This is a genomic window from Streptomyces sp. NBC_00341 (assembly GCF_041435055.1).
In the GTDB taxonomy this organism is placed as follows: domain Bacteria; phylum Actinomycetota; class Actinomycetes; order Streptomycetales; family Streptomycetaceae; genus Streptomyces.
In genome coordinates, this window is record NZ_CP108002.1 from 1,569,382 (window position 1) to 1,584,911 (window position 15,530).

10 protein-coding genes and 1 tRNA gene are annotated in these 15,530 nt (G+C 73.0%); 5 read left to right on the plus strand and 6 right to left on the minus strand.

Annotated features, from left to right (window positions below; translation table 11 throughout):
- The first annotated feature begins 37 nt into the window (after positions 1-37).
- Positions 38-1,021 carry an aldo/keto reductase gene (locus OG892_RS06955; RefSeq protein ID WP_073737364.1) on the plus strand — a complete coding sequence of 328 codons (984 nt, stop codon included), beginning with the start codon at positions 38-40 and terminating at the stop codon, positions 1,019-1,021.
- A complete protein-coding gene (locus tag OG892_RS06960) occupies positions 1,018-3,336 on the plus strand; it encodes a helix-hairpin-helix domain-containing protein (RefSeq protein WP_371628699.1) in 2,319 nt (772 codons plus the stop codon). The genes OG892_RS06955 and OG892_RS06960 overlap by 4 nt, the downstream gene beginning before the upstream one ends.
- An 89-nt stretch (positions 3,337-3,425) precedes the next feature.
- Here the strand turns inward: OG892_RS06960 and OG892_RS06965 are convergent, their stop codons facing one another.
- Positions 3,426-4,097, minus strand: a complete 672-nt coding sequence (locus OG892_RS06965) for a hypothetical protein (RefSeq protein ID WP_073737362.1) — start codon at positions 4,095-4,097, stop codon at positions 3,426-3,428.
- A 47-nt stretch (positions 4,098-4,144) separates the two neighbouring features.
- On the opposite strand from OG892_RS06965, the gene OG892_RS06970 reads away from it, so the two are divergent.
- Entirely contained in the window at positions 4,145-4,333 is a 189-nt protein-coding gene (locus tag OG892_RS06970; protein WP_024493806.1) for a DUF5703 family protein, read from the plus strand.
- 75 nt (positions 4,334-4,408) lie between these two features.
- Here OG892_RS06970 and OG892_RS06975 read toward each other — a convergent pair whose 3' ends face one another.
- The 3 genes from OG892_RS06975 to OG892_RS06985 all read right to left on the minus strand — a co-directional run bounded on the left by OG892_RS06975 (position 4,409) and on the right by OG892_RS06985 (position 7,076).
- Positions 4,409-5,227 (minus strand): chaplin, encoded by an 819-nt coding sequence (locus tag OG892_RS06975; RefSeq protein WP_328867623.1) that lies wholly within the window; start codon positions 5,225-5,227, stop codon positions 4,409-4,411.
- Positions 5,228-5,365: 138 nt separating this feature from the next.
- Positions 5,366-5,599 (minus strand): chaplin, encoded by a 234-nt coding sequence (locus OG892_RS06980; protein ID WP_073737360.1) that lies wholly within the window; start codon positions 5,597-5,599, stop codon positions 5,366-5,368.
- A gap of 142 nt (positions 5,600-5,741) precedes the next feature.
- Positions 5,742-7,076, minus strand: a complete 1,335-nt coding sequence (locus OG892_RS06985; protein WP_073737359.1) for a M20/M25/M40 family metallo-hydrolase — start codon at positions 7,074-7,076, stop codon at positions 5,742-5,744.
- A 183-nt stretch (positions 7,077-7,259) separates the two neighbouring features.
- Here OG892_RS06985 and OG892_RS06990 point away from each other — a divergent pair.
- A tRNA-Leu gene (locus tag OG892_RS06990) sits at positions 7,260-7,347 on the plus strand.
- A 143-nt stretch (positions 7,348-7,490) separates the two neighbouring features.
- On the opposite strand, the gene OG892_RS06995 is transcribed toward OG892_RS06990, so the two are convergent.
- Both OG892_RS06995 and OG892_RS07000 read right to left on the minus strand, forming a co-directional pair.
- Positions 7,491-11,459, minus strand: coding sequence for an AAA domain-containing protein (locus OG892_RS06995; RefSeq protein WP_371628700.1), 3,969 nt, complete (start codon positions 11,457-11,459; stop codon positions 7,491-7,493).
- A gap of 152 nt (positions 11,460-11,611) precedes the next feature.
- On the minus strand, positions 11,612-12,349 hold the full coding sequence (locus OG892_RS07000) for a dienelactone hydrolase family protein (protein ID WP_371628701.1): 738 nt from the start codon (positions 12,347-12,349) through the stop codon (positions 11,612-11,614).
- A gap of 268 nt (positions 12,350-12,617) precedes the next feature.
- Here OG892_RS07000 and OG892_RS07005 point away from each other — a divergent pair, with 268 nt between their 5' ends.
- The gene (locus OG892_RS07005) at positions 12,618-15,506 is read left to right on the plus strand and encodes a glycoside hydrolase family 2 TIM barrel-domain containing protein (RefSeq protein WP_371628702.1); all 2,889 of its coding nucleotides are present in this window, start codon (positions 12,618-12,620) and stop codon (positions 15,504-15,506) included.
- Positions 15,507-15,530 lie beyond the last annotated feature (24 nt).

The window sequence follows — 15,530 nt, forward strand, 5'->3', positions numbered from 1 at the left end:
GCACCGAGTGGAGCCATGGCCAGTAATCTCAGCGCCCATGGAGCAGAGGCATCTCGGCCGCACCGGCCTTCGAGTGTCCCGGATCGGGCTCGGCACCCTCACCTGGGGCAGGGACACCGACGAGCACGACGCTGCCGAGCAGCTCAAGGCCTTCTGGGAGGTGGGCGGCACCCTGGTCGACACGGCGGACGTGTACGGCGGCGGCGAGTCCGAGTACCTGCTCGGGCGGCTCGTCGAGGGGCTGGTGCCGAGGCGTGATCTGGTCATCGCCACCAAGGCCGGCAGCGTGCCCGACCCGTACCGCAGGTTCGACGGTTCACGCGGGCATCTGCTGGCCGCCCTCGACGCCTCGCTGGCCCGGCTCGGCACGGACTACGTGGACCTGTGGCAGGTGCACGCCTTCGATCCGGTGACGCCGCTGGACGAGACGCTCCAGGCGCTGGACCTGGCGGTGTCCAGCGGGCGCGCCCGCTACGCGGGAGTGTCGAACTTCTGCGGCTGGCAGCTGGCCAAGGCCGCGACCTGGCAGCTGGCCGCCCCGGGCCTGCGGACCCGGCTGGCCAGTACGCAGATGGAGTACTCGCTGCTGCAACGGGGCGTGGAGCGCGAGGTGTTGCCGGCGGCGCTCGACCTCGGGGTGGGGCTGCTGCCGTCCTCGCCGCTGGGCCGGGGCGTGCTGACCGCCAAGTACCGCACCGGCACCCCGACGGACTCGCGCGGCGCCTCAGAGCTGCTGGCCCCGTTCGTGGAGCCGTACCTCGACGAGCCGGCGAGCCGCATCGTGGACGCCGTGGCGACCGCCGCCGACGGACTGGCCACGACGCCGCTGCAGGTGGCGCTCGCCTGGGTGCGGGACCGTCCGGGCGTGGTCGCCCCGATCGTCGGCGCGCGCAACGCGCACCAGCTCACGGAGGCTTTGTCAGTGGAGACGCTTAGTCTTCCTGACGAGATCTGCCGCGCGCTCGACGATGTGTCGGCGCCCGTGCACCGCTATCCCGACCAGGACTGGAGCACGCTGTGACTGCGCTTCCCCGGGGGGAAACCCCCGGCTCCCCGGCCACCGACGACGAAAGCGTCGTCGCGGACGTCTCCACGCCCTCCCCCGCGGAGGAGGCCGCCGCCGGGACCGACGAAGCGACCGAAGGCGCGGCTGACGACGCGGCCGACGAAGCCACCGACGGGGCAGCTGACGGCTCGTCGGCCGACGCGCCGGCCGACGACGGTACCGACAGCGAGCCGGCCGACGGCGGAGGGACGGCCGGTGGGGCTGACGCGAGCGGCGACGGCGACACCGCCGCCGCCCCGGTCCTCTCCGAGGCGGAGGCGGAGCTGGCGGCCCAGCGCGAGCTGCTGGAGCGGATCGAGAAGCGCAAGGCCGAGAAGGACGGCCCCATCCCCGCCGGTACGAAGCTGAGCGGACCGGCCGCCGATCTGCTGGCGGCCGTACGCGCCGTGGAGAGCGGCGAGAAGCCGGGCGCCGCGTTCTTCGACGCCCCCGCGCCCGCCACCCCCCGCAGGCCCGCTCCCGCCCCGGTCCGGGAGCGGGCCCCGGAGCCCGTCGGCGCGGACCGGGGCGCCGCCCCGGAGGCGGTCGCCGCCGTGGCCGCCGTGCTGGCCTCCGGCGGCGCCCCGGAGAGCCTGGCCGCCCCGGCCGCCGGGACGCTCGGCGCACACGCGGCCGACGTCCTGCGCGAGGACCCCTGGCAGCTGCTCGCCCTGCCCGGCGTCGGGCCCGAGCAGGCCGACGGCTTCGCACGGGCGCTGCTGGGCGCGGAGTGCGGCCCTGACGACGAGCGGCGCACCGACGCCCTGATCGGCTGGCTGCTGGAGCGCGCGGCGCTGCAGGGCCACACCGCGCTGGACTCCGCGGAGGTGCGCACCGCGCTCACCGGACGGTCGGTGAGCGACCCGGACGCCGCCGTACAGCACGCCGTCGCCGAGGGCGTCGTCCTGGTCTTCCAGAACGGGGCGGAGGACGGCGCGGAGGACGGGGCGGAGGAGGAAGCGCAGGAGGAGGGGCCGGAAGCCGCCGAGACGCCCGCAGAGGACCGGGAAGCGGGCCCGCAGGAGCCGGTGCAGGTGTTCCTGGGCCTCGACCGCTATGCCCTGGCGGAGGAGAGCCTCGCGGACGGGCTGGCCCGGCTGGTGAACGCGGTGGAGAAGGACGCCGACTGGACCGGGGCCGCCGAGTCGGCGCCCTCCCCCTCTGCCGCCGAGCTGATCCGTACCGCCGCCGCCCACGGGCTCGTCGCGCACACCGGCGGCGAGGCGGCGAGGGCCGAGCCCGCCGCCCTGATCGCCGCGGCGAGCGGCCTCGGCCTGCGGGCCCTGGGCACCACCCACAGCGCGGACGGCGCACGGCGGCTGGCCGAGGCGGTGGGCGACGCCTCGGCGGCCGTCACGCTGGCCGGGCTGCTCTCCGGCGCCGAGGGCCCGGGACGGGACGAGGAGGGGGCCCTCGCCGTCGACCTGCTCGTCGTGCTGGACGCCCCTCAGCTCGACGTCGAGACCGGCGCGATGCTGGTGGAGGCCCTCGCGGACGGGGCCCGGCTGGTCCTCAGCGGCGATCCGGGCGTGCTGGGCTCAGCGGGTGCGGGCCGGGTCTTCGCCGATGTGCTGGCCGCCCGCGCGTGCCCGCAGGTCGTCTCCCGTACGCCGGATCCCGGTCCGATCGGGGAGCTGGTCTCCGGCATCGGCATCGGGGAGCTGAACCAGGTGGCGGCGCCGGGCCGGGAAGTGGTGATCGTGCCCGTGCGTGACGCGGGCGAGGCGGTGCACCGCACGGTGCAGCTGGTGGCCGACTCGGTGCCGCGCGCCATCGGCGTCCCGTCGTCCGACACCCAGGTGATCACCGTGGGCCACGGCGGGTCCGCGGGCACCCGGGCGCTGAACGAGGCGCTCAAGCAGCGGCTCAACCCCGGCCCCGGCCGCTTCGGCGGCTTCGACCCCGGCGACCGGATCGCCCATGTCCCCGCACCGGGCCGGACGGTGCCCGGCGTGGTCGTCTCGGCCGACGCGGAGGGCCTGCACCTGGACTGTGCGGGGACCCCGGTCGTCGTGCCGCAGGAGCGGGTGGAGGCGTCCGTACGCCACGCCTGGGCGCTCAGCGCCCATCAGGCGGCCGGTATGCGGTGGCCCGCGGTGGTCGTCGTACTGCCGGGTGACGCCGCGCAGGGGCTCAGCCGCCCCTGGGTCTACACCGCCTTCGGCCGGGGCGAACGGCACCTGTCCGTGGTCCACGGGGTGGATCAGGCGCTGCCGCGCGCGGTCGCCCAGTCCCCCGCGCAGGACCGCACCACCCGGCTGCGCACCCTGCTGGAGGCGTCCGAGGGCTGAGACCCGGCGGGGGCCGGGCGGACGCGTGACGCGTCCGCCCGGCCCCCTGACACGAGCACGGGCACGAGCACGGGCACAGGACGGACCGGTCAGGAGCCGTCCCGCGCCAGACCGTCGAGTTCCCCGCCCAGTTCGCCGTCCAGCTCGTCCTCGTCGAAGACGGCACTGACGTCGAACCGGCAGACCACCAGTTCCGGATCCGCGTCGTCGAAGGGCGCGCCCAGCCACTCCCCCGGCTCCGGCAGCTCGTCCGCCGCCGCGACCCAGAGCGTCGAGTCGCCCTCCTCAAGGCCGAATTCGGTGTGCCGGGACGCGATCTCGTCCGCCTCGTACTCCCCGAAGAGCACCCCGAGCGCCGCGTGGACGCTACTGCCGGCCGAGGCCGCGCTCTCGCTGTCGCGGACGTCCGGGTCCAGGTCGGCGAGGCGCTGTGCCTGGGCGAGCAGCCGCTGCGGCTCCACCACCGCGTAGTCGCGGCGGATCAGCACGCTGAGCGCGTTCGGCTCCTCGGGACCGCTGTAGGGCGGCAGGGAGTCCCCCGCGCCCGGAATCTCGAAGGGGGTGACCTCGTCGTGGCGGTCGTAGAGGAGTTCGTCGTAGACCTCCGCCGCAGCGGCCAGTGCGTTGAACGCGTCGTAGACAGCGGGGTCGTCGTCCCCGGACCGGCGTTCGACCGCGTCGAGGTGACGGTCGAGCGCGACCTTGACCGCATCAGCGGCGGCGCGTACCTCGGCAGCGGATGGCTGCGCAGCATCAGACATAGGGCAGACGCTATCCGTACCGGGGGTCTGCCCGCACAATAGATGCGATGCCGGAATACGAATTTGTCGACGTGTACGTGCCGCGCGGGCTGTCCCGGAAGGAGACGACCCGCCTGCTGACCGACCATGCCGAGTACGGGCACTGGGAGTTGGACCGACTGACGCTGCGCCTGGACGGCAGCCGCCGGGTGCGGCTGCGTCGGCGGATCATCCGCCAGCTGCGGGCCACCTGGTGAAACGGAACGGGCCCCGCTGTTCGCGGGGCCCGCTCTCCGATCCAGCCTGATCCAGCCTGATCCAGCCGAAAGAACCTAGGCGGCGGCCTTGCCGCGGCGGTACAGCACCGTGCCCGCGCCTGCCAGCAGCAGGCCCGCGCCGGCCGGGATCAGCAGGTCGAGCCCGCCCGATCCGGTGTGTGCGAGCTGCGGAGTGCCCTCGGGCATGCTCTGCGGCTCCGGCGCGTTCGGGATGGTGCGGGGCCCGGGTGCCGGCGGCGCCTTGGGGTGGGTGACCGGAGTCACCGGAGGAGCCACCGGAGGAGCGACCGGCGGCGTGACCTGCGGCGTGCTCTCGTTCTCGCAGTCGTTGCCGAAGCTGGGGTTCAGCAGTCCGACGATGTCGATGCTGTTCCCGCAGGCGTTCACGGGGATGTCGATGGGGGCCTGGATCTGGTTGCCAGAGAGCAGACCGGGCGAGCCCTGCGCGTAGCCCTGTGCCGTTGCCCCGCCACCGTTGTCCGTGGGCACGGCACGGTGCTTGCCGGTGCCCGTCCGCGCCCCCTGGCCACGGTCCTGCGACGCGCGGCTGCCGGAGGCCCGGCTGTCCGCAGCGTGGCTGCCCGACCCAGTACCTGCGGACGATCCGGTCCGGCCTGCGGCCGCACCCCCAGAACCGTTTCCGCAGGCGTTCCCGAAGGTCGGATTGATCAGTCCGACGACGCTCACGGAGTTACCGCAGACGTTCACCGGTACGTCGACCGGGATCTGTACCGAATTCCCTGAAAGCACCCCCGGGGAATTCGACGCACCGCCGGACGCTCCCGCGTCGGCGTGCGCGTAACCGCCACTGAGCGCGAGTACGCCGCCCGCGGCCGCCATGGTGATCAGGCCTTTACGCGTGACCTGTCGCATAGGTTGTTTCCTGCCTTCTACCTTCCGGAATACCCCCGGACTTGAGCGTTCGGAGGCAAAGGACCCGGCGGCCCCGGAGCACATGGCGCGCGCTCCGAGGCCGACCGGGCTCAAACCCTTGCGGGTTGACGCGCAACGTCAGGCGTTGACGCAGGTGTTGCCGAAGGACGGGTTCAGCAGACCGATGACGTTAACGGTGTTGCCGCAGAGGTTGACCGGGATGTGAACCGGAACCTGGACGACGTTGCCCGAGAGCACGCCGGGGCTGCCGATAGCGGCACCCTGGGCGCCCGCGTCGGCGACGGCCATGCCGGCGCCCGCGAGCACCAGACCACCGGTGACAGCCGCAGCGGCGACGATCTTCTTGATCATTGTTCCTCCTAGTTGGCAAATGCGGTCCCAGCCGCGGACCGCATCACCTGTAACGAGGAGAAAGCATTCGGGCTACGAGCAGAAACCCCCTTTCACTCGTTCCGGTCTGCCCGTACACGCTGTCGAATTACTCGGCCCGGGGTCAGCTGTTGTCGATGAAACGGTCGAGAACCCGGACGCCGAACTTCAGGCCGTCGACCGGTACCCGCTCGTCCACGCCGTGGAACATGCCCGCGAAGTCCAGCTCCGGGGGGAGCTTCAGCGGGGCGAACCCGAAGCAGCGGATGCCCAGGTCGTCGAAGGACTTGGCGTCCGTACCGCCCGAGAGCATGTACGGGACCGCGCGGGCGATCGGGTCCTCCGCCTTGAGCGCGATCTGCATCGCGTCCACCAGGGAGCCGTCGAAGTCGGTCTCCAGCGCCTTGTCGCCGTGCACGTCCTCGCGCTTGACGCGCGGGCCGAGGATCCGGTCGAGGTCGGTCAGGAACTCCTGCTCGTACCCCGGCAGGAAGCGGCCGTCGACATGGGCGGTGGCCTGCCCCGGGATCACGTTCACCTTGTAGCCCGCGCCCAGCATGGTGGGGGCGGCGGAGTTGCGCAGGGTGGCGCCGACCATCTTGGCGATGCCGCCCAGCTTGGCCAGCGTGGCGTCCATGTCCTCGGGGTCCAGCGGGGTGCCGAGCGCGTCGGACAGCTCGTCCAGGAAGGACCGCACGGTCTTGGTCACCCGAACCGGCCACTTGTGCCGCCCGAGCCGCCCGACCGCCTCGCACAGCTCGGTGATCGCGTTGTCGTCATTGGTCATGGACCCGTGCCCGGCCGTGCCGTCCACGGTCAGCCGCATCCAGTGCATGCCCTTCTGCGCGGTCTCCACGAGGTAGAGGCGCAGGTTCTCGTTGACCGTGAAGGAGAAGCCGCCGACCTCGCCGATCGCCTCGGTGACGCCCTCGAACAGGTCGGGGTGCTTGTCGACGAGATACCGGGCCCCGTAGGTGCCGCCCGCCTCCTCGTCCGCGAGGAAGGCGAGCACGATGTCCCGCGGGGGCTTGCGGCCGCTGCGCATCCGCTCGCGCACGACCGCGAGGGTCATCGCGTCCATGTCCTTCATGTCGACCGCGCCCCGGCCCCACACGCAGCCGTCCGCGATCTCCCCCGAGAAGGGGTGGTGCGTCCAGTCGTGGGCGTTCGCCGGGACGACATCGGTGTGGCCGTGGATCAGCAGCGCCGGCTTGGAGGAGTCCTCGCCCTCGATCCGCGCCACGGTGGAGGCCCGGCCCTTGTGGGACTCGAAGATCTGCGGCTCCAGCCCGACCTCCGAGAGCTTCTCGGCCACGTACTCGGCGGCCAGCCGCTCACCCGGCCCCGAGTGGTCCCCGTAGTTGCTGGTGTCGATCCGGATCAGGTCACGACAGAGGTCCACGACCTCACTCTCGGCGCTCTCACCCGAGCCGGTCCGGGCCGCATTGGTCTCGCTCACGCTGGTTCCTTCCACTGTCGCTGTGGTGCTCCCCCTCATCCTCCCGCGCCCGGCCCGCACACCCAAGGCCCCCCACCCCCCGTCATCCGCCCTTCACACAGACCGGGGCGTGATCGAGCACCTCCCAATGTTTGCTATGGTTTTCCACGTCGGAACGGGCCGGGCCCGCGAGACAGACACCTTGTCCGGGTGGCGGAATGGCAGACGCGCTAGCTTGAGGTGCTAGTGCCCTTTATCGGGCGTGGGGGTTCAAGTCCCCCCTCGGACACCATGGCCGATCGACCAAACAGAGCCGGTCAAAGCGACACTTTGTCGCTTTGACCGGCTCTGTTGTGTGCACCGGACCGTGATCCGCCTCCCCCGGTTCGCGGGAGGCGGATCTGTCTGTGCCGGTCGGCGGGGACCAGCGCAGGGTCACTCTCCGTCCGGCGGCCAGGTCTCGCGGTCACTGACGTGGTCGAACTCCGTCAGTTCGCGAGCGAGGACGTCGAAATGGGCGAGCGGGGCCCACAGGTCGCGCTCACCGATGACGTAGAGGCGGCGCTTGGCGCGGCTCGCGGCCACGTTGAGCAGATGCGGGCTGCCGGCCGCCCACTCGCGTGCTCCGCGACGGCCGCCGCCGAGCACGAGGACGACGACATCGGCTTCCTTGCCCTGTGCGCGGTGGACCGTGGCGCAGCGTTCTTCCAGGAGTTCAGCGGTCCAGCCTGCGCGGTCGCGGCAGACCTTCTTGCACTCGGCGACGAGGGCACGGAACGGGGCGATGACCCGTATGCGCTCGACGCCGACGCCGTTGCGCTCCAGGAGATCGAGGACGAACTCGAACGCACGCCGGTCGCGTACGCCCCACGGGGCGTCGGCCGGGCGGGCGGAGTCATCGGTGTTGAGCCAGCGGCTGGGCAGCAGCCCGTCCCGTTCGCTGTCGGGGAACGCCTGTCGCGCGGTGCCGTGGACCATGAGGCCGCCGTACGCGACCTCATTGCTGACGGTGAACATCGGCTCCTCGCAACGGCGGTGGACGCGCAGCGGTGACCCCACCCAGACGTGGCCGTCGTCGCTGTCCGGTGCCGGCAGGTAGGTGCCGTAGCGGTTGGTCCGGTCGGCCACGGCCTGGGCCGAGGTGGCCGAGGGCAGCCACCGCTCGTCGACGCCGTAGGCGCGCAGCAGCCTGCGCTGCAGAGCGGTGGGCATGGTGACGACGGGCTCGAGCTGGAGCGGATCGCCGACCAGCACGGCACGGCGGGCACGCCACAGCGCGCCCACGGCGGCCTGTGGTGTGGCCTGCCCGGCCTCGTCGACGAGCAGCCAGCCGATCGACTCCCGGCCGAGGCGCGCGAACATGCTGCCGACGGAGGAGAACGTGGTGGACACTACGGGCACCACGAGGAACAGGGTCTGCCAGGCATGCTCGACCTCTTCGTCGGGCAGCGGCCCATTGGTTCCCGCCATCAGCTCCATGAGTACCTGGAGATTGCCCCGGACCTTTTGCGCGGCCCCGGCCACAAAGGCGCGGTGCAGGTCGAGAGCGCGCAGGAACAGGTCGCTGCGCGCGGTGGACCATTCCTCGTCCGACCAGGGAGAGCCGAGTTCCTGCACGGCCTCGTCGTCATGCTGCCAGCCGAGCGGCAGTGAGGGCAGAGCCGCAGCCGCCCATTGCAGCGCGTTGTGGCGCCGGTTGAGCTCGGTCGTGGCGGCCCGCAGGTCGCCCAAGGCCGTGTCGACGGCCTGCCGGGCCTGCCGCAGGGCAGTGTCCGCCGCGGCCTGCCGGGTGCGCGCGGTCCGTTCGTGCGCGCGGGCTGCGGTGAGACCGGCGGCCGCCTCTTCGGCTGCGGTGGCGGACCGCGAGATCCGGCCTACGGCCAGGGACTCGGCGTGCACGGCTGCGGCGACCCGCGCCACGGAGTCGTCGAGGGCGGCGCGGTGCTGGAGGAGCAGTTCCGTGATCTCGGCCTGGGTTCGCTCCTGCCGGTGTTGGGCGGCCTGCCGGTCGGCAGAGCTCTGGAGCAGGCGCCGCAGCCCGCCGCGCAGGCCCGGCTCGACGGTTTGTGGTGCGTCCTGGCGGGAAGTGAGCGCGGTGACGTAGTCGCGGTGGTGCGCGGCCAGTTCGCGGGCGGCCGACACATCCGCGCGGGCGGCGGCCAGTTCCTGCCGGGCTCGTGGCACGTGCTCGGTCGCCGCCCGGTGCCGGGCCTCGGCGGCCGCTGTGGCGCTCTGCGCTTCTTCGGTGACGCCGGCGGCCCGCTCCACGGCGGCCGCCGCGGCGACGACCTTCCGGTCCGCGCGGGGTACGGCGGCTTCCAGGTCCGCGATCCGCTGCCCGGCCGACGGGGAGTCGACGGCCGCCAGTTCGGAGGCCAGCCGGGCACGCTCGACGCGCAGGCGCTCGACCTCGTCCTGGGCGGTGCGGAACGCGAGGACCGCGTCGGACCACGACGGCACGGGCTCGACGGGCCCGGCCGGTGCGCCGCCGGCCGCCGAGGCGGCGGGGCGCCGGCCGCCGGGCGGAATCCTCGGCGGGATCCAGTCACTCAGAACGGCCCGCATACCGCGCAGTGGCGGCCGTCCCGCCTCGGACCGGGCGTCGGCCTCCCTCTCGGGCAGCCTGCCCCACCAGAACCGGTCGCCGAACTCCTTGCGGTTGGTCTTGTTTCCGAGCACCGCCGCGACCAGCCCCCACGCGGGGCCGCCGAGGAGGGCCGAGGCGAGGTCGGAGAAGTGGTCGGGTCCGCCGTGCCAGTGCTCATCGAGCGCGCTGAGGCCGGGCAGTTCAGCGGTGATGTTCTCGACCGCACCGTTGTTGGAGGAGGCGACCACGATCTCGAAACCGGTCAGCCGGGGGTCGAGCCTCGACACGAACCGCGTGTGCGTGCCCTGGCGGTCCTTGCCCCGCCATGCCGGGCCGGTGAATGCCTGTCCGGGCCGGTCGAACGTGGCCAGTACCGCCGCCCGCTCGACCACCAGTGCGGCGACCAGGTCGCGCAGCATCGTCGTCTTGCCCGTGCCTGGCGGGCCGTTCACCGAGAACATCCCGCCCCCGGTACCCGCGCGGTCCGCGAGCATCCGGTCGACCGCGAACTGCTGGCTCAGCGCGAGCGGGAACCGCGCCGGTGCGGGCCAGCGCCCCGCCGGAACCAGCTCCGGACCCACCCCGGCCAGGACGACTCCGCGCTCCTGGCGCACATCCGTCCGCGCCCCCACGGCTAGGGCATCGTGCTCGGTCAGATACGCGTCCAGAGCCGGGCCGATCCCCTTGCCGACCGCCCCTGCCACCCGGTCGAGATCAGGAGGAAGCAGACTGTTCAGGAAGGGGGCCGCGGCGGCCACCTTCGCCTGCGGGTCCCTGGGCCGGTGGACGAGCCTGCTGCGCACCCGGACCACTCGGGGCCGCAGGCGGTCCCGCACCCCGCACAGGTCGGCGATCTGCGCGGTGAGGGCGACGAGATCGGCGAACCCGAGCGCGCGGGGGCCGGACCCGCCCTCGCGCGCCTCCGGCGTGTCCGCGGAGCCGGCCCGCACCGGCCCGGGAACGGTTCCGGCGCTCTCCGGATCCCCGGGCTCCCCCTCGTTCGCTACGAGCCGACGGGCCGCCGCCCAGTCGGCGGCGCGGCTCACCAGGGGTTCGGCCGCGCCCTGCAAGGCGGCGCCGGCGACCTCGCCGAACAGGGCCTCGACCGCGCCGACGGCGGCGCCGCCCAGGATTTCGCCGAGCAGCCGCTGCCAACTCGCGCGGTCGGAGCCGGCCGCGGTTCCCGGCTCACGGCCGGAGCCCGGCCGCTGCTCGGACGTCGTGCCAGGGGGTGGGGCGGCGGAGCCGTAGGGAATCGTGGTGGCTGTCAGTTCGTCGATCGCCGTGCCGAACGCGTCGTCGAGGTCCTCGAATCCGTCCAGCCAACCCCGCGCGGAGGGTCCCGGATCGAAGAGGCGGCCGGTCGCCCAGGCACAGGCGGAGATCACGGACGTGTCCTCGACCGGTCGCCCCTCTTCATCCAGGATCAGGGCGAACATCGCGCTCTCGCCCGCCAGCGTCAGCTCGGACTGCGGCACACCGGGATCCGGATCGGTCCCCGCGGGGAGTACCGCGATCATGGCCTGCCGGAGCAGTTCCAGTTCGAAAATCCCGCAGTAGATCTCGTGACGCCACATCCGGCCGCGGGGCGCCCGGCGCGCGCCTGTGTCCGGGTGGCCGCCGTCCCACGGCAGGAGCGGCGGCGCCTGTCCCGGCAGCGGCGTCAGATCGACGATGTACTCGTCGCCCGGCCCGGACCGTGCGGCGGAGCGCCGTCGGGGCAGTGCCGGAATGCTCGGCGGACCGAACAGCTCGATGGCGCGCCAGCACTCCAGCAGTGCTTCCCGGTGGTGGTACCGCCCCTGTCCGCTCCGCACTGCCCTGCCCCCTGTCCCGCGCGCGGCCTCCGGCCGCTCCCATTCGCTGACCGGCTGTCGGTCGAATCTACCGGACCCCAACGGGGCGGGTCCCGGCACGTTGTGGCGCGGTCAATCACGCGACGCGGCCGCGCCACAGCCGTACCGGAGACTCAGCCGGCGGGCAGGGAACGCTCCAGGAGGGGCAGCAGGCGGTCCCAGTGGAGCTGCAGCCCGGAGGCGCTGAACGCGTCGGTGTCGGACATGGTGAAGCCGTGGACGGTGTCCGGGTAGATCTCGGAAGTGAAGCCGGCTCCCGCGGCGTCCAGGGACCGGTTCAGCTCGTCCAGGCCCTCGGGCGTGATGTCGCCCTCGGCGTGGCCGAGGTGGACCTGAGCGGTGACCGTGGAGAAGAGTTCCGGACCGTCGGCGCCCACGGGGGCGTGGAATCCGGCGACGGCGGCCACCTTGTCCGGGTAGGCCGCGGCGGTGCGCATCGCGAGCAGTCCGCCTATGCAGTATCCGGTCACCGCGACCGGGCCGTCACTCACCTCGGGGCGGCCGGCGAGGAACCCCAGGTAGGCGTCGGCGTCGCTGCGCACGCGTTCGGCGGTGTGCGCCCCGATCAGGGGCATCACCTGGGCCATGACCCCGGAGCGGGCCTCTTCCCCGATGTACTCGGGAAGTTCGATGACCGGGTTGGGGCCGTGCCGGTAGAAGACGTTCGGGACGAGCACGTAGTACCCGTGTCCGGCCAGTTCGGCTGCCATGTCCCGCAGCACGGGCCTGATGCCGAAGCCGTCCGGGTACATCAGCACCCCGGGGTGCCGCCGGCCGCTGTCGGGAAAGACGGCGAAGGCGTCGGCCAGGCCGTCCGCGGTGGGGATCTGAAGCGTGGTGGTGGTGGGCATGGGTTCTCTCCTGTCGTGATGAACGTGTCGAGCGGTGAGCAGCACGACAGGAGGCGGGGCCCGCGCGGCAGCGCCGGGTCCCCGGTCGGACGGCGGGCCGGCGACGGCCCGTACGGCGCTCAGAGGAGCGCCGGGTAACCGATCCGTGTGTGGCGCGAGGCCGTCCCGGTAGTCATGGTCACGCAGCCTAGCGGACGCCCCTTGTTGAGACGGTTCGCCCCTCGTTAACGTCCAACCGTGAGACGGGCGTTGCCGAACGAGGAGACCCATGAGCAGTACAGCCGCCGACGCAGTTTCCTGGTACGAGGACATGAGCCCGGGATCGGGCGGGCTCGCGCCCCGGTCCTGGTACCCGGCGTCCGATGCCCCGCGGGTGTCAGTCAACGGCGAGTGGGCCTTCAGGTTCTCGCCCGACGCGGGTGCGCGGGACGAGTCGTTCGCGCGGCCGGGGTTCGACGCCTCGGGGTGGCGGACGGTCGAGGTGCCGGGGCACTGGGCGCTGCAGGGGGCCGGTGGCGCTCCCGCGTACACGAATGTGGTCTATCCCTTCCCCGTCGATCCGCCGCGGGTGCCGTCCGAGAATCCGACCGGCGATCATCTGCACAGGTTCACGCCGCCTGCCGGGCTGCCGGAGGGCGGCGACTGGGTGCTCCGGTTCGACGGGGTGGAGTCGTGCGCCCGGGTCTGGCTCAACGGGCAGGAGCTGGGCGACTTCAAGGGGTCCCGGCTGGCGCACGAGTTCGCCGTGGGCGGGCTGCTGCGGGCCGGTGAGAACGTGCTGGCCGTGCGGGTGCACGCCTGGTCCTCCGGAAGCTATCTGGAGGACCAGGACCAGTGGTGGCTGCCCGGGATCTTCCGTGACGTGACGCTGCTGCACCGGCCGCGGGGCGCGCCCCGGGACTTCTTCGTGCACGCCGGGTACGACCACCGTGACGGCTGCGGCACGCTGCGGGTCGAGTGCGAGGGCGCCGAGGGGCGGATTCTCGTACCGGAGCTGGGAGTCGACGCTCCGGCGGGCGAGCCGGTGACCCTGCCGGTGGAGCCGTGGACCGCGGAGACGCCCCGGCTGTACGACGCGGAGCTGGTGACGCCCGGCGAGCGGATCGCGTTGCGCGTCGGCTTCCGTACGGTCGCCGTCGAGGACGGCGTCATCAAGGTCAACGGGCGGCGGCTGCTCCTGCGCGGGGTGAACCGGCACGAGTTCCATCCGGAGACCGGCCGGACGGTGGACGCCCGGGCCATGCGCCACGACCTGGTGCTGATGAAGCGGCACAACATCAACGCCGTCCGGACCAGCCACTATCCGCCGCACCCCGCCTTCCTGGACCTGTGCGACGAGCTGGGGCTCTGGGTGATCGACGAATGCGATCTGGAGACACATGGCTTTGTCGACCTGGAGTGGCGCGGCAACCCGGTCGACGACGAGCGGTGGACCCCCGCGCTGCTCGACCGGGCGGAGAGGATGGTCGAGCGCGACAAGAACCACGCCTCGGTGATCATCTGGTCGCTCGGCAACGAATGCGGTTCGGGCCGCGGCCTGAGCGCGATGGCCGAGTGGATCCGGGGGCGGGACCCGGAGCGGCTGCTGCACTACGAGGGCGATCTCTCGTGCAAGGACGTCGATCTGTACTCGCGGATGTATCCGACGCACGCCGAGGTCGAGCTGATCGGGCAGCGGGCCGAGGAGCCGTGGGGCGATCCGGAGCTGGATGCCCGGCGGCGCGCGATGCCGTTCATCATGTGCGAGTACGCCCACGCCATGGGGAACGGTCCGGGCGGACTGAGCGAGTACCAGCGGCTGTTCGAGCGGTACGAACGCTGCCAGGGCGGTTTCGTCTGGGAGTGGATCGACCACGGCCTCGCCCACCCGGAGCACGGCTTCGCCTACGGCGGTGACTTCGGCGAGGAGCTGCACGACGGCAACTTCGTCTGTGACGGTCTGCTCTTCCCCGACCGCACGCCCTCCCCCGGGCTCGTCGAGTACAAGAAGGTCATCGAGCCGGTGCGGATCGGCCCGGCTTCCCGGCCGGGTGCCTTCACGGTGACCAACGGGTACGACTTCACGGACCTCGGCCACCTGGACTTCCTGTGGTCGCACGAGGTGGAGGGGGTGGTCGTCGCCTCCGGCGCCCTGAAGGTGCCGGAACTCGCCCCCGGCGCATCGGCGGAGGTGGCCGCGGAGACCGCCGGCGGCGAGGGGGTGTGGACCTTGCGTGCGGTGCTCGCCGAGGACACCGCGTGGGCCGGGCGCGGGCATGTGGTGGCGTGGGGCCAGGCGGAGTCCGGCGCACCCCGGTCCCCCGCCCCGGCGGCCGGTGCGCGTCCGGTCCGGGGCGCGGGGGTGATCACGCTGGGGCCCGGGGTCTTCGACGCGGCGACCGGGGCTCCGGTACGGCTCGGGGACCTCGCGGTGGAGGGGCTGCGGCTGGACGTGTGGCGGGCGCCCACCGACAACGACAACGGTGCGGCGTGGCAGCCGGACGAGCGGTACGGGGTGCGGTGGCGGGAGCTGGGGCTGCACCGGATGCGGCACCGCGTCGACGCGGTCGAGACCGGCCGGGACGCCCTGACCGTACGGACCCGGGTGGCTCCGGCCGGGTCGGACCTGGGCCTTCGGACCACGTACCGGTGGACCTCGGCCCGGGACCGGCTGGGCCTCACGGTGTCCGTGGTGCCGGAGGGCGACTGGCGGGTGCCGCTGCCCCGGCTGGGCATCCGGTTCGGGCTGCCCGCCGCGTTCGGCCGGGCGCGGTGGTTCGGCGGCGGTCCGGGCGAGGCGTACCCGGACACCCGGGCCGCCGCGATGCTGGGGCTCTGGGAGCGGGACGTGGACGCGCTGCAGACCCCGTACGTCCGGCCGCAGGAGAACGGCGCGCGGGCCGACGTCCGCTGGGCGGAGCTGACCGACGGCAGCGGCGCGGGGCTGCGGGCCGAGGGCGGCACGCCGTTCTGGTTCACCGCGCGGCGCTGGACGAACGAGCGGCTGGACGCCGCGGAGCACCTGCCGGACCTGGTGGCCGGGGAGCGGGTCTGGGTCGGCCTGGACCATGCGGTGCAGGGCATCGGCTCGCAGTCGTGCGGACCGGGCGTGCTGCCGGAACACCGGCTCCACGCGGCCCCGGCGGAGTTCTCGTTCGTGTTCTCGCCCCTGGGCTGATCCCCCGACCGGAACAGACCTGCG

What these genes read in the sequence shown, in the direction of transcription:
- OG892_RS06955 (WP_073737364.1), top strand. Translation starts at nt 38, where the DNA reads ATGGAGCAGAGGCATCTCGGCCGCACCGGCCTTCGAGTGTCCCGGATC.
- OG892_RS06965 (WP_073737362.1), bottom strand. Translation starts at nt 4,097, where the DNA reads ATGTCTGATGCTGCGCAGCCATCCGCTGCCGAGGTACGCGCCGCCGCT.
- OG892_RS06970 (WP_024493806.1), top strand. Translation starts at nt 4,145, where the DNA reads ATGCCGGAATACGAATTTGTCGACGTGTACGTGCCGCGCGGGCTGTCC.
- OG892_RS06975 (WP_328867623.1), bottom strand. Translation starts at nt 5,227, where the DNA reads ATGCGACAGGTCACGCGTAAAGGCCTGATCACCATGGCGGCCGCGGGC.
- OG892_RS06980 (WP_073737360.1), bottom strand. Translation starts at nt 5,599, where the DNA reads ATGATCAAGAAGATCGTCGCCGCTGCGGCTGTCACCGGTGGTCTGGTG.
- OG892_RS07000 (WP_371628701.1), bottom strand. Translation starts at nt 12,349, where the DNA reads ATGCCCACCACCACCACGCTTCAGATCCCCACCGCGGACGGCCTGGCC.
- OG892_RS07005 (WP_371628702.1), top strand. Translation starts at nt 12,618, where the DNA reads ATGAGCAGTACAGCCGCCGACGCAGTTTCCTGGTACGAGGACATGAGC.